Below are 13,262 nucleotides of genomic sequence, written 5' to 3' on the forward strand. Positions count from 1 at the left end.
ACGCATGAAAGTACGTATCTCAACGCTCGTGATTCTGTTGCTGCTGTTGGGCATTACGTTGTCCGGTGTGAAGGAGTTTTCAGCGTGGCCGCAGGTCTTGGACCTGTGGCTGCAGCAGGCAGACCCGGCGACTCTGACCGGGCATCCGCATTTTTTCCGGTACATGGTCGCCTATCCGGGGTTGATGCTGGAGCGGGACTATCCAGGGCTTGGATTCTCACTGTACTGCTGCCTTTTCATGCTGCTCAATGCATCGGTGTGGTCGGCCATCGTGCGCAAGACTCACCAGGTCAGTCCTTCCTACCTGATCTGGGGTTTGTTTTTCCTGGTTCATATGTTCATGAACGGGCGGGGTGTGATCGCCTGGAGCGCCTGGCTTTTGGGCGTCTCGTTGTGCATTGACATGAGTCGGGCGCAGGTTCCTATAAAATGGCCGGTTGTGCGAGGTGCCGTTGCCTGTTTCCTGGGGACCGTCAGCACAGGTGTATTCGTCATCGTGCTGTTCGCCATCTTCCTTTTCTTTCTCGAGCGCTGGAAAGCAGGCGGCGTCAAGCTCAGGAACTTCAGCGGGCTGATGGCGTTGATACTGCTGGTGCTCTGCGGTTATGTGTTCTTGTCCTACTTCATTGTGGCGATCGAGAAGAACCTGGACTTCTACGGTGGCGGTATGCAGGGCTTGATGCTCATGCTCAAGCATGGGATGGGCAAGATCTTCTTTGCAGGCGGCGGTCTGGGTCTGATCCTGTTGCTGTTAGCCCTACCGGTCGGTGCGCTGGGAGCTCTGTTTTTCTTTTTCGGCCCCCGCATACGCCCTGTACGCAAGCTGTTGATCATCTCGATGGCGGGGGGGCTGTTCGGTTTTACTGTGCTTACTCTTGCCATACCGCTCTTGCTGTGTGAAGCCGGCAGTGCCATGAGACGAGTATTGAGATTTCTCGGACTGCGGCGTCAACCTGTTGCTCCAGTGGTCGGTGCCCGTGGTTTGAATGTGACTGATTGATTGCAAGGGATCCCATACCCTTTTAAGGTGTTTGCCTGATTGCATGCAGTATTCATGGGTAGCACAGCGTGAGTGATTGCAACTGTTTGATTGAGGAGTCCTGTACCCGTGCATTGCACTAGGTCAGGCCGATCGTATTATGAGCACCCTAGATGACAAGTGATGACGTTGTAGCTGTTGCCGATTTGCCTGTTGCAGAGAAAAACCCGATTTTGATAGTTACCTATGGCGGCGGACACGTTGCCATGCTGACGCCGGTGGCACGTAGCCTTATAGCAAAGGGACATCCGGTGTTGGTTCTTGCTTTGACTACCGCTGTCGGGTATCTGGAACGAGCGGGCATTCCATTTATTGGCTACCGGCACCTGCCGGGTGCCGACCAGGCTGATGTCGTGGCATGGGGGCGCAAGCTGACCAGCGAACTACCGTCTGGTGGCAGCATTGAGCTGGCCGAATCGGTCGCCTACATGGGGCTGAATTATCGCGAACTGGTGGCAGAACATGGTCTGGAAGGTGCAGCACAATTGTTCGCCGAGCACGGACGCCGGGTGTTCTGTCCAATCGGTCTGTTCAAGCGGTGGCTGGCCGAGCTGCGCCCGTCGCTGGTGATAGCAACCAGTGCTCCGCGTAGCGAGCGAGCCGTACTCGAAGCCGCCAGCGCGCTGGGCATTGCTTCGATCTGTGCCGTGGATCTTTTTGGTCTGCAGGAAATCCAGTGGATCAACCGCCCCGGTTATGCGAGTCGAATCTGTGTACTGAATCAGAAGGTACGGGATATGTTCGTGGAAAAAGGCTGTCACCCCGACGCGATAGTTGTCACTGGCAATCCGGCGTTCGATCGGTTGCAGCAGCCTCAGGTACAGGAAGCGGGACGTGCAATGCGTGCTGCCAAAGGTTGGAGCAAGGACGAAACCGTCATTCTGTGGGCTTCGCAAGTTGAGCCCGAGCGCCATCCTTTCGATGGGCGAATCGGCGATCCGACATTGCCGCGCAGGATCGAGGCAGTCTTGCGGGAGTTTGTCAGCACTCATGCAAAGTACCGATTGGTGTTGCGCTATCACCCCAGTGAAAGTGTCCAGTTCCAATCAGGCCAGGAGCGTGTCGAGCTCAGTCCACCCAGTGAAGATCTTGCAACCTTGCTGCATGCTCTCGATATCGTGGTAGTGACCAGTTCCACGGTGGGCCTCGAAGCGCATCTGGCCGGGCGTTGTGTTCTTTCTGTGGGTGGATCTGTTTTCAATCAGGATGCGCCCTACGGAAAAATGGGCATTGCCACTGAAGTGAGCTCACCTGAAGGGCTTGGTGCGGCGCTGAGCCGCGTCCAGCTCAAGTCTGAGCAGCGCCCATCAATGGTTTCGGCTGGTCCCTTGAAGGCCAGCGCCACGCATAACATCGTCGAGCTAGCCGAATCGCTGCTAGGGTCAGAAGGCACGGTTTCTCCCCTCTCGTAAGACGGGTCATGGCTTGGAGGATACCAAGCAGGTCGCGGGGGAGTACCCCTGGGTCGATCAATTGAAGAAAAGGAGTGTTGTGGTGTTGAGGCTTGCTGAACAGATGCGGCGTCGCTTGATTGATCTGCCCCGTAAGCAGAAACGGATCATTCTTGTACTGGCGGATGTCGTACTTGTGTGGGTCTCGTTGTGGCTGGCTTTTGTGGTGCGCCTTGGCGATGCGGACGAAATCGATGTGTTTGGCAAACATGCCTGGTTGTTTGCCCTCGCTCCGCTGTTTGCCATTCCACTGTTCGGGTGCTTTGGCCTGTATCGGGTGGTGATGCGCTACATGGGGAACGATGCGCTGATCGCCATCGTCAAGGCTGTGTCCATTTCTGCATTGCTTCTGGCGCTATCCATCTACTGGCACGTTGATGCGCCCAAGCCATTGCCCCGTTCGATGGTATTCAACTACTGGTGGCTGAGCATTTTTCTGATCGGTGGGCTGCGTCTGGGGTTGCGCCAGTACTTTATTGGTGAATGGTTTTCCCCAGGCTCCCCCTTGCGCTTGAGAAACAAGGACGCTTGTCTGCCCAAGGTCGCGGTATATGGCGCAGGTGCGGCGGGCAATCAGCTGGTCGCCGCCCTGAGGTTAGGTCGGGTAATGCGTCCGGTAGCGTTCATCGATGATGACCCCAGCTTGTACAATCGTGCAATTGCCGGGTTGCGGGTGTATTCGGCCAAGCATATTCAGCAGATGCTCGACGAAACCGGTGCACACCAGATACTGCTGGCGATCCCTTCGGCGACCCGGGCGCGTCGACGTGAGGTTCTGTTGGCGCTCGAATCTTTCCCGTTGCACGTGCGCAGCGTGCCCGGTTTCATGGATCTGGCCAGCGGGCGGGTCAAGGTGGAGGATATCCAGGAGGTGGATATCAGCGACCTGCTCGGGCGAGAATCGGTTCCGCCACTGCAGGCCCTGTTCCAGCAATGTATTCGTGACAAGGTGGTGATGGTAACCGGGGCGGGAGGTTCGATCGGTTCGGAGCTGTGTCGGCAGATCCTGTTCAGTCAGCCGCGCGTATTGTTGCTGTTTGAACACAGCGAGTTCAATCTGTACGCGGTGCACATGGAGCTGGAGCGACGCATCTCCAGCGAGTCACTGCCCACCAGACTGATTCCTATCCTGGGGTCGATTCGAAACCCGTCCCGCATGCTCGATGTTCTGCACACCTGGGGTGTGGAGACGATCTATCATGCGGCTGCCTACAAGCATGTGCCGATGGTGGAGCACAACGTCTCCGAGGGAGTGCTGAACAATATCTTCGGTACGCTGCATACGGCCCAGGCGGCGGTGAAGGCAGGGGTGACGAATTTCGTGCTGATTTCCACTGACAAGGCTGTGCGCCCGACCAATGTGATGGGGAGTACCAAGCGTGTAGCGGAAATGATCCTGCAGGCTCTCAGCCACGAGCAGGCACCGGTGCTTTTTGGGGATGATGAGGCTGTGCATCACGTCAATAAGACACGCTTCACAATGGTGCGCTTCGGAAATGTGCTGGGCTCTTCCGGCTCGGTAATTCCGCGTTTCCATGAACAGATCCGCACGGGTGGCCCGGTTACCGTGACGCATCCCAAGATTACCCGCTATTTCATGACGATTCCGGAAGCCGCGCAGTTGGTGATTCAGGCGGGCTCGATGGGACAGGGTGGAGACGTGTTTGTGCTGGACATGGGCCAGCCGGTGCTTATCGCTGATCTGGCGCAAAAAATGATCCATCTCTCTGGTATGAGCGTGCGTTGTCACAAGAACCCGACTGGGGATATTGCACTGGAATTCACCGGATTGCGCCCCGGTGAAAAACTGTACGAAGAGTTACTGATCGGTGAGAACGTCAACTCCACCGAGCATCCCATGATCATGTGTGCCAATGAGGAACACCTCACCTGGGAGGCGCTCAAGGCGATACTCGCCAAGATGAACGCCGCGGTGGATGCCGATGACTATCCGCGCATTCGAGCCTTGTTGCTGGAAATGGTCACTGGATACACGCCTGACGACGACATAGTCGATTGGATCTATCAGCAACGCTGTGGAGGTGGCGAATCACTTCATTGACGCCTTCCAGCTGAAAAAACGCCGTTCATGTGAACGGCGTTTTTGTCTCGATAAAAATTTGCTGTTGCAGGGCCGTCAATCTGGCAGCTCTCCCCGTATGTCTTGGCTGGGAAATGGCCAGCCTATCAGCGCAGACATGTCGCACTTTTGCTGCGCTTGAGGATGGGTAGCAGGCCATGCGTAGCAAATGTCTCAGTGCTTGCTGTCGTCGCCCGACATGCTCAACAACTGCTTCTCCTGGTTCCAGTCGAACGGTTCGTCGTTCTGCTCGGCTTCGTAGCGGCGTTCTTCCAGCTCCTGGTACATGGCCAGTTCTTCTTCCGGCATGTAGTGCAGGCAATCGCCGCCAAAGAACCACAGCAGGTCGCGGGGGATAAGGTGCGCGATCTGCGGGTAGCGCTGGATGACCTGGCAGATGAGGTCCTGACCCAGGTAGGTGCTCTCCGGGTCGACCGGCAACTGTTGCATCAGGTCGTCGAAACGCTCCAGAAACAGCGCGTGGCTTTCTTCCGGTACCTGTTCGGCCTCACCCAAGGCTGCAAGGATGGTGCGCAGGTGGGTGAGCAGGGCGAGGTGGTATTCCAGTTGAGCAGTGGCGTTGGCCATGCGGGCGATCCTCTAGAGCAAAATCGGGCGCGGGAGTATAAGGCTCCCCGCGCCCGATGTCCCGTTGGAGTGATGCTCAGCGCACCTTGCCCTCGGTGGGCAGCAGCTCGTCCTTGCTGAACGCATCCACGTCGATCACACGGCGCCGTGCGGCTTCGGCCTCGTGCAGGCTTTGAGCTTCGCCGGCCTGCAAGGTGTTGGCGTGCAGGGCTGCGTCGATCAGCGATTCGCCGGGAGCCGGCGCCAATTGGCCGCCCTTGTGGGCCTGGTGCAGCTTCTTGTGCAGCGGGGCGCTGGCCCTTAGCAGGTCGCTGGCCTGTTGCAACGCGCCCACCGGGTCGCTTGCATCGGTGGGGCGATAGCAGCCAGCCAGCAGTTGTTCGAGTGCCGGATCACCCTTGGCGCGACCCAGCAGCGCAGCAACCTCGGCATCCAGTTCGTCCGACGGGCCGGTATGACGGCGCCCGAACGGGAACACCACCAGGCGCAGCGCGCCACCGAGGAACCGATTGGGGAAGTTGTCGAGCAGGCGGTCCAGGGCTTTTTCGGCCTGGCCCAGGCTTTCTTCCATGGCCCAGCGCAACAGCGGCCGCAGATACTCGGGCGAATCGAGGTCGTGGTAGCGCTTTAGGGCTGCCGAACCCAGGTACAGGTTGCTCAATACGTCGCCAAGGCGCGCCGACAGGCGCTCACGGCGTTTCAGCTCGCCACCGAGCAGCATCATGCACAGGTCGGCCAGCAGGGCGAAGGCCGCCGCCTGGCGATCGAGTGCGCGAAAGTATCCCTGGCTCAATGCATCGCCGGGTGCCTTTTCAAAGCGCCCCAGGCCCAACCCCAGGATCAGCGTGCTGGCCGCGTTACCCACCGCGAAGCCCACATGCCTGAGCAGCAGGGCGTCGAACTCCTTGAGCGCCTGGTCGTGGTCTTCACGTGCGGCCAGGGCCATCTCCTTGAGCACGAACGGGTGGCAGCGAATCGCCCCCTGGCCAAAGATCATCAGGTTGCGCGAGAGGATGTTGGCGCCCTCGACGGTGATGAAGATCGGTGCCCCCTGCCAACTGCGACCCAGGTAGTTGTTCGGGCCCATGATGATGCCCTTGCCCCCGTGCACGTCCATGGCGTGCTGGATGCATTCGCGCCCCCGTTCGGTGAGGTGGTACTTGAGGATCGCCGAAAGCACCGAGGGTTTTTCACCCAGGTCCACCGCGTTGGCGGTGAGCATGCGCGCGCTGTCCATCAGCCAGGCATTGCCGCCGATGCGGGCCAGAGCCTCCTGAATGCCCTCGAACGCGGCCAGCGGTACGTTGAACTGCTCGCGTACCTGTGCGTATTGGCCCGTTACCAGGCTGGTGTACTTGGCGGCGCCGGTACCGACTGCCGGCAGGGAGATCGAGCGCCCCACCGACAGGCAGTTCATCAGCATCATCCAGCCCTTGCCGAGCATCTCCTGCCCGCCAATCAGAAAACTCAGCGGGACGAACACATCCTTGCCGCTGTTGGGACCGTTCATGAACGCGGCGCCCAGCGGCAGATGGCGCTGACCGATCTCGACACCTGGGGTGTCGGTCGGGATGAGAGCCAGGCTGATACCCAGCTCCTCCTTGTCACCCAGCAGGTGATCGGGGTCGTAGGCCTTGAACGCAAGACCCAGCAGCGTCGCCACCGGGCCCAGGGTGATATAGCGCTTCTCCCAGTTCAGGCGCAGGCCCAGTACTTCCTCGCCCTGCCACTGGCCCTTGCAGATGACCCCGGTGTCGGGCATGGCGCCGGCGTCGGAGCCGGCCAGCGGACCGGTGAGGGCGAAGCACGGGATGTCGTCACCGCGGGCCAGGCGGGGCAGGTAATGGTTGCGTTGCTCGTCGGTGCCGTAGTGCAGCAGCAGTTCGGCCGGGCCGAGCGAGTTGGGCACCATCACCGTGGAGGCCAGGTCGCCGCTGCGGGTGGCCAGTTTCATCGCGACCTGTGAATGAGCGAAGGCGGAAAAGCCCTTGCCGCCGTATTCCTTGGGAATGATCAGGGCAAAGAAGCCATGGGTCTTGATGTGCGCCCAGGCTTCGGCGGGAAGGTCCATGTCCTGGCCGATCTGCCAGTCGCTGACCATGGCGCAGAGCTCCTCGGTGGGCCCGTCGATGAAGGCTTGCTCTTCAGCGCTCAGTTGCACCTTGGGATAGGCCAGCAGGGTGTTCCAGTCGGGGCGGCCACTGAAGAGCTCGCCGTCCCACCAGACCGTGCCGGCATCGATGGCCTCACGCTCGGTCTGCGACATCGGCGGCAAGGTTTTGCGAAACCAGCCGAACAGCGGGGCAGTCAGCCATTTGCGGCGCAGATCGGGCAGCACCAGGGGCACGGCAGTGGCCACCAGCAGCAGCCAGAAGATCGTCAACAGCCAGCCGGGGGCATGGCTGAATGCGCCCATCGCCACCAGGTAGACGGCAACTACGCCCAGTGCGGGCAGGGGGGCAACCCGCCGGTGCGCCAGGTAGGCAATACCGACCACCAGCACCACTAACCACAACAGCAACATATGCTTTCCTCCGTGAGCTCCAGAAATAGCTATCCGACAGAGCTTAGACCGCCTGTGCCAAACAACCCGTCAGAACAGTGACAGGACGTGACCTGTGGAAGTTCGCGGTTTCGGGCCGCGGGCCAGCGATTGTCAGCCTCGCCAGCTCGGGTAGACTGAGTGCCCACCGCCTATGTCAGGAGTCGTCATGCTGAAGATCTGGGGACGCAAGAACTCGTCAAACGTCAGGAAGGCGCTGTGGTGCGCCCAGGAGCTGGGCCTGGGTTACCAGTCGATCGATGCCGGTGGCGAGTTCGGCGTGGTCGACGAGCCGCACTACCGTGCCCTCAACCCCAACGGCCGGGTGCCGATGATCGAGGATGGCGAGCTGGTGCTGTGGGAATCCAATACCATCGTTCGCTACCTGTGTGGCCGGTATGCCCCAAACACTGACTGGTACCCCGCCGACCCGGCGGCCCGGGCCAGCGCAGACAAGTGGATGGACTGGACCACGTCATCGCTGGCTACACCATTCCGCCCGTTGTTCTGGGGCATCCTGCGTACCCCATCTGACCAGCAGGACTGGGTGCAGATCAACGCCGCGCACAAGCAGTGCGCCGAACTGCTGTCGATCGCCGATCAGGCCCTGGCCACGCAACCCTACCTGTCGGGAGAAGCGATCGGCATGGGCGACATCCCGCTGGGCTGCTTCGTGTATGCCTGGTTCGAGATGCCCATCGAGCGTCCGGAAATGAAGCACCTGCGTGCGTGGTACGAGCGCCTCAGGCAACGGCCGGCCTACCAGGCGGCGGTAATGACCGCGCTGACCTGAACCTGTCGATTACCCTGATAGTCAATATCGATACACTTCACTGTACTTGCGTGGCCTGGACAAGCACCATGGCCACATTCGTCGCGGTCGGCCCTGTCTGACCGCCTGCCTTGTGAACCCTTCAACCTGGTGTGTAGACCTGCTATGAGTTCTGCTCTGTCCATTCGGCAGCTAACCAAGACCTACGGCAATGGCTTCCAGGCCCTCAAGGGCATCGACCTGGATGTCGCCGAAGGTGATTTCTTCGCCTTGCTCGGCCCCAATGGCGCCGGCAAATCCACCACCATCGGCATTCTCTCGACCCTGGTCAACAAGACCAGCGGCACGGTGAATGTGTTCGGCCATGACCTGGACCGAGAGCCTGCCGCGCTCAAGCGCTGCATCGGCGTGGTGCCCCAGGAGTTCAACTTCAATCAGTTCGAAAAGACCTTCGATATCGTCGTGACCCAGGCGGGTTACTACGGCATCCCGATGAAGGTGGCCAGGGAGCGCGCCGAGCAGTACCTGACCCAGCTTGGCCTGTGGGACAAGCGTGACGTGCCATCGCGCTCGCTGTCCGGCGGCATGAAGCGCCGCCTGATGATTGCCCGCGCGCTGATCCACGAACCGCGCCTGCTGATCCTCGACGAGCCTACCGCTGGCGTCGACATCGAGCTGCGCCGTTCGATGTGGAGCTTTCTGACCGAGCTCAACCAGAAGGGCATCACCATCATCCTGACCACCCACTATCTGGAAGAGGCCGAGCAGCTGTGCCGCAACATCGGCATCATCGACCACGGCACCATCGTGCAGAACACCAGCATGCGTCAGTTGCTGGGCACGTTGCATGTGGAGACCTTCCTGCTCGACCTCAAGCATGACCTGGCCCAGGCGCCGCAACTGGCCGGCTACCCGTGCCGGCTGATCACCCCGCACACCCTGGAAGTGCAGGTGGACAAGGACGTGGGCATCACCGCGCTGTTCGGCCAGTTGGCCCTGCAGAACATCGAGGTGCTGAGCCTGCGCAACAAGACCAATCGTCTCGAGGAGCTGTTCGTGTCCCTGGTGGAAAAAAACCTGGCGAAGGTGGCGGTATGAGTTCGGAACTGCGCGCCAACCTGGTTGCCCTCAATACCATCGTCTATCGAGAAGTGCGGCGGTTCACGCGGATCTGGCCGCAGACCCTGCTGCCCCCGGCGATTACCATGGTGCTGTACTTCGTGATCTTCGGGAACCTCATCGGCCGGCAGATCGGCGACATGGGTGGCTTCACCTACATGGAGTACATCGTGCCGGGCCTGATCATGATGTCGGTGATCACCAACTCCTACGGCAACGTGGTGTCGAGTTTCTTCGGCAGCAAGTTCCAGCGTTCGATCGAGGAGCTGATGGTGTCGCCGGTGTCGCCGCACACCATCCTCATCGGCTACACCCTGGGCGGCGTGCTGCGCGGGTTGGCGGTGGGGGTGATCGTGACCCTGCTGTCGCTATTCTTCACCCATCTGCAGGTGCATCACCTGGGCGTGACGGTGCTGGTGGTGGTGCTGACCGCGACGATCTTCTCGCTGCTGGGCTTCATCAACGCAGTGTTTGCGCGCAACTTCGATGACATCTCGATCATCCCGACCTTCGTGCTCACGCCGCTGACGTACCTGGGGGGGGTGTTCTACTCCATCACCCTGCTGCCGCCATTCTGGCAGACCGTGTCGCTGGCCAACCCGGTGCTGCACATGGTCAACTCGTTCCGCTACGGCATCCTGGGCGTCTCGGACATCCGCATCGGCGTGGCCATCACCTTCATGCTGGTGGCCACCGCGGTGCTGTACATCGGCTGCGTGCGCCTACTGGTCAGCGGGCGAGGAATGCGCAGCTGATTTCTGCTTGCGCCTGCGCCACTGCCTGCCCACCCACCAGCGCCAATAGAGCATGGTCAGGCAGTAGGCCAGCGCCCCCAGCAGCACGCCGCACACCACCGAGCCCAGCAGAAAGGGCTGCCACAGCGTCGACAGCTGGTCGGTGATCCATTCGAAGGTGAGTTCCTCAGGCAGCGTGCGTGGCGGTATCTGCATCAGCCATGCCCCCACCTGGTAGGTGCAGTAGAACACCGGCGGCATGGTGATGGGGTTGGTCAGCCACACCAGGCTGACGGCGATGGGCATGTTGCCGCGCACCAGAACCGCCAGGCTGGCGGCCAGCAGCATCTGCATCGGGATAGGGATGAAGGCTGCGAAAAGGCCTACAGCCATGGCCCGTGCCACCGAATGGCGATTCAGGTGCCAGAGGTTGGGGTCGTGCAGCAGCCGGCCGAGAAAGCGTAAGGATTTATGTTCCCGAATGCTCGTCGGATCTGGCATGTAGCGTTTGAAAAGTCGACGCGGCATGTGGGCTCTCGGCGTTCTGAAGTGGCCAGTATGCACGGATTGTAAACAGCGCCAATTCAGACTTTGTGACAATTAATAAGCAAGGTGCGGGCCTGGGTGATCTAAGCCTCTGGGGTGAGATCTGCTCAGGAGCTTTACCCATGCGCACAAGGATGTTGGCGCTGGCCTTGGGGCTGTTGGCGCTCAACGTGCTACCTGCCTTGCCGTCGGTCGGCTGGCTCTGGGGCATCGGCATGACGGGCGTGTTATGCCTGGTGTGTCGATGGGCAGTGCCCGGTCTGTTCCTGCTTGGTTTTGCCTGGGCCTGTTGCTCGGCGCAATGGGCGCTGGACGATCGACTGCGGCCCGAGCTGGAGGGGCGCACCCTGTGGCTGGAAGGTCGGGTAGTGGGCCTGGCGCAGCAGGGCGCACATTCGGTGCGTTTCGAGCTGGCCGAAGCCTCCTCGCGCCGCGCCCAGTTGCCGCAGCGGCTGAGCCTGAGCTGGTTTGGCGGGCCGTCGGTCAACAGTGGCGAGCGTTGGCGCCTGGCGGTACAGCTGCAGCGCCCCTCCGGCCTGCTCAACCCCCATGGGCCTGACCAGGAAGCCGCCATGCTGGCCCGGCGAATCGGTGCCACCGGCCGTGTAAGGGCAGGTGAACGACTGGCCCCGGCCAGCCATGCGTGGCGTGATTCGGTGCGCCAACGCCTGCTCGGGGCTCAGGCCCATGGGCGCGAAGGTGCGCTGGCGGCGCTGGTGCTGGGTGACGGCGGGGCGCTGGCACAGGAGGACTGGCAGGTGCTCCAGGCAACCGGCACGATGCACCTGCTGGTGATTTCCGGTCAGCACATCGGCTTGCTGGCCGGTCTGGTGTACGGCCTGGTGGCCGGGTTGGCACGTGTGGGGGCATGGCCCAGGGCGCTGCCCTGGCTACCCTGGGCGTGCGGCCTGGCGTTTGCGGCGGCCCTGGCGTACGGCTTGATGGCGGGCTTTCAGGTACCGGTACGACGCGCCTGCATCATGCTGGCGGTGGTGCTGTTGTGGCGCCTGCGTTTTCGCCACCTTGGGGCCTGGATTCCCTTGCTGCTCGCCCTCAACGGTGTATTGCTGGTGGAGCCATTGGCCAGCCTGCAGCCGGGGTTCTGGCTGTCGTTCGCGGCGGTGGCGGTGCTGGTGTATGTGTTCGGCGGCCGGCTGGGGGCCTGGAACCCCTGGCTGGCATGGTGCCGGGCCCAATGGCTGATCGCGATCGGCCTGTTGCCGGTGCTGCTGGCGCTGGGGCTGCCGATCAGTCTCTCGGCACCGCTGGCCAATATGGTTGCGGTGCCCTGGGTCAGTATCGCGGTGTTGCCCCTGGCGCTGGCCGGCACACTGCTGCAGGGGCTCCCGTTGCTGGGGGAGGCCCTGTTGTGGCTGGCTGGAGGTTCGCTGGCAGCCTTGTTCTGGACACTGGCACAGGTGGCGCATTGGCAACCGGCCTGGACACCGGTCGCCTTGCCGATATGGGCATGGTTGATGGTGGGTGGTGGCGCGGTACTGCTGCTGTTGCCGGGCGGGCTGCCGATGCGGGTGCTGGGCTGGCCCTTGCTGCTGCTGGCCGGCTGTGCGCCTCGCAACGAGATCGCCCATGGGCAACTGGAGGTGTGGCAGCTGGATGTCGGCCAGGGCCAGGCGTTTGTGCTGCGTACCCGTCACCATGCAATGCTGTATGACGCAGGCCCGGCCACCCGTGGTAGCGACCTGGGGGAGCGGGTGGTCGTGCCGACTCTGCGCAAGCTGGGGGTGCGCGAGCTGGACCTGGCGCTGATCAGCCATGCCCATGCCGACCATGCCGGCGGCGCCCTGGCGGTGCAGCGCAGCGTGCCGCTGGTGCGTGTGGTGGGCGGCGACCCGGATGAGCTGCCCGGGCAACTGCAGGCCCAGGCCTGCGCCAGTGGCGAGCAATGGCAGTGGGATGGCGTGCTCTTCAGCCTGTGGCGCTGGCAGCAGGCCGGCGACAGCAATCAGCGCTCCTGTGTGTTGCACGTGGATGCCGGCGGGGAAACCCTGCTGCTTACCGGTGACATCGATGCCCAGGCCGAGCGCGCCTGGCTGCGCGAGTCGACAGCCGGCCCGGTCGACTGGTTGCAGGCGCCCCATCATGGCAGCCGCACCTCGTCGAGCCAGGCCTTTCTCGAGCGAACCCGGCCACGGGGCGTGTTGATTTCGCGAGGGCGCCACAATGCATTCGGGCATCCGCACGCACAGGTGATGGCGCGTTACCAGGCGCTGGGTATCACCGTGCACGACAGCGCCCTGCACGGGGCGGTGCGCCTGGTGCTGGGCAGCTTTGGCCAGGCGGTCGGGCAACGCAGCCAGCGGCGCTTCTGGCGGGAGCCGACATGACGCTGTTCGGCCCCGTGGCCCCCTATGGTAAAGTGGCGGACTTTTT

The 13,262-nt window shown here is 61.7% G+C and carries 10 protein-coding genes; 7 read left to right on the forward strand and 3 right to left on the reverse strand.

Going from position 1 to position 13,262, the window contains the following annotated elements; all coding sequences use genetic code 11:
* Positions 1-4 precede the first annotated feature (4 nt).
* The 3 genes from V9K84_RS02770 to V9K84_RS02780 all read left to right on the forward strand — a co-directional run bounded on the left by V9K84_RS02770 (position 5) and on the right by V9K84_RS02780 (position 4,552).
* Entirely contained in the window at positions 5-1,000 is a 996-nt protein-coding gene (locus tag V9K84_RS02770; protein ID WP_088514315.1) for a hypothetical protein, read from the forward strand.
* Between the two features lie 152 nt (positions 1,001-1,152).
* On the forward strand, positions 1,153-2,451 hold the full coding sequence (locus tag V9K84_RS02775; RefSeq protein WP_143516623.1) for a UDP-glycosyltransferase: 1,299 nt from the start codon (positions 1,153-1,155) through the stop codon (positions 2,449-2,451).
* Positions 2,452-2,554: 103 nt separating this feature from the next.
* Positions 2,555-4,552, forward strand: coding sequence for a nucleoside-diphosphate sugar epimerase/dehydratase (locus V9K84_RS02780; RefSeq protein WP_088514336.1), 1,998 nt, complete (start codon positions 2,555-2,557; stop codon positions 4,550-4,552).
* Between the two features lie 192 nt (positions 4,553-4,744).
* On the opposite strand, the gene V9K84_RS02785 is transcribed toward V9K84_RS02780, so the two are convergent.
* Together V9K84_RS02785 and V9K84_RS02790 are read right to left on the reverse strand one after the other, a co-directional pair.
* Positions 4,745-5,158 carry a PA2817 family protein gene (locus tag V9K84_RS02785; protein ID WP_043862897.1) on the reverse strand — a complete coding sequence of 138 codons (414 nt, stop codon included), beginning with the start codon at positions 5,156-5,158 and terminating at the stop codon, positions 4,745-4,747.
* 76 nt (positions 5,159-5,234) lie between these two features.
* Positions 5,235-7,682 carry an acyl-CoA dehydrogenase gene (locus V9K84_RS02790; protein ID WP_088514317.1) on the reverse strand — a complete coding sequence of 816 codons (2,448 nt, stop codon included), beginning with the start codon at positions 7,680-7,682 and terminating at the stop codon, positions 5,235-5,237.
* A 187-nt stretch (positions 7,683-7,869) separates the two neighbouring features.
* Here V9K84_RS02790 and V9K84_RS02795 point away from each other — a divergent pair, with 187 nt between their 5' ends.
* From V9K84_RS02795 to V9K84_RS02805, 3 genes are all read left to right on the forward strand, one after another.
* On the forward strand, positions 7,870-8,493 hold the full coding sequence (locus V9K84_RS02795; RefSeq protein ID WP_058541066.1) for a glutathione S-transferase: 624 nt from the start codon (positions 7,870-7,872) through the stop codon (positions 8,491-8,493).
* 144 nt (positions 8,494-8,637) lie between these two features.
* Positions 8,638-9,570, forward strand: coding sequence for an ABC transporter ATP-binding protein (locus tag V9K84_RS02800; RefSeq protein WP_043862894.1), 933 nt, complete (start codon positions 8,638-8,640; stop codon positions 9,568-9,570).
* A complete protein-coding gene (locus V9K84_RS02805) occupies positions 9,567-10,346 on the forward strand; it encodes an ABC transporter permease (protein WP_058541067.1) in 780 nt (259 codons plus the stop codon). Before V9K84_RS02800 ends, V9K84_RS02805 begins: the two co-directional genes overlap by 4 nt.
* Here V9K84_RS02805 and V9K84_RS02810 read toward each other — a convergent pair.
* Positions 10,314-10,853, reverse strand: coding sequence for a DUF2062 domain-containing protein (locus tag V9K84_RS02810; RefSeq protein ID WP_043862892.1), 540 nt, complete (start codon positions 10,851-10,853; stop codon positions 10,314-10,316). The genes V9K84_RS02805 and V9K84_RS02810 overlap by 33 nt on opposite strands.
* 140 nt (positions 10,854-10,993) lie before the next feature.
* On the opposite strand from V9K84_RS02810, the gene V9K84_RS02815 reads away from it, so the two are divergent.
* Positions 10,994-13,216, forward strand: coding sequence for a DNA internalization-related competence protein ComEC/Rec2 (locus tag V9K84_RS02815; protein ID WP_178075061.1), 2,223 nt, complete (start codon positions 10,994-10,996; stop codon positions 13,214-13,216).
* Positions 13,217-13,262: the final 46 nt, after the last annotated feature.

This window comes from Pseudomonas sp. AE27 (genome assembly GCF_037113495.1).
GTDB lineage: Bacteria > Pseudomonadota > Gammaproteobacteria > Pseudomonadales > Pseudomonadaceae > Aquipseudomonas > Aquipseudomonas palmensis.

Bases quoted from the DNA above. Each gene is read 5' to 3' on its own strand.
- V9K84_RS02785 (WP_043862897.1), bottom strand. From the start codon at position 5,158: ATGGCCAACGCCACTGCTCAACTGGAATACCACCTCGCCCTGCTCACC.
- V9K84_RS02770 (WP_088514315.1), top strand. From the start codon at position 5: ATGAAAGTACGTATCTCAACGCTCGTGATTCTGTTGCTGCTGTTGGGC.
- V9K84_RS02800 (WP_043862894.1), top strand. From the start codon at position 8,638: ATGAGTTCTGCTCTGTCCATTCGGCAGCTAACCAAGACCTACGGCAAT.
- V9K84_RS02815 (WP_178075061.1), top strand. From the start codon at position 10,994: ATGCGCACAAGGATGTTGGCGCTGGCCTTGGGGCTGTTGGCGCTCAAC.
- V9K84_RS02780 (WP_088514336.1), top strand. From the start codon at position 2,555: ATGCGGCGTCGCTTGATTGATCTGCCCCGTAAGCAGAAACGGATCATT.
- V9K84_RS02810 (WP_043862892.1), bottom strand. From the start codon at position 10,853: ATGCCGCGTCGACTTTTCAAACGCTACATGCCAGATCCGACGAGCATT.
- V9K84_RS02805 (WP_058541067.1), top strand. From the start codon at position 9,567: ATGAGTTCGGAACTGCGCGCCAACCTGGTTGCCCTCAATACCATCGTC.
- V9K84_RS02795 (WP_058541066.1), top strand. From the start codon at position 7,870: ATGCTGAAGATCTGGGGACGCAAGAACTCGTCAAACGTCAGGAAGGCG.
- V9K84_RS02775 (WP_143516623.1), top strand. From the start codon at position 1,153: ATGACAAGTGATGACGTTGTAGCTGTTGCCGATTTGCCTGTTGCAGAG.
- V9K84_RS02790 (WP_088514317.1), bottom strand. From the start codon at position 7,682: ATGTTGCTGTTGTGGTTAGTGGTGCTGGTGGTCGGTATTGCCTACCTG.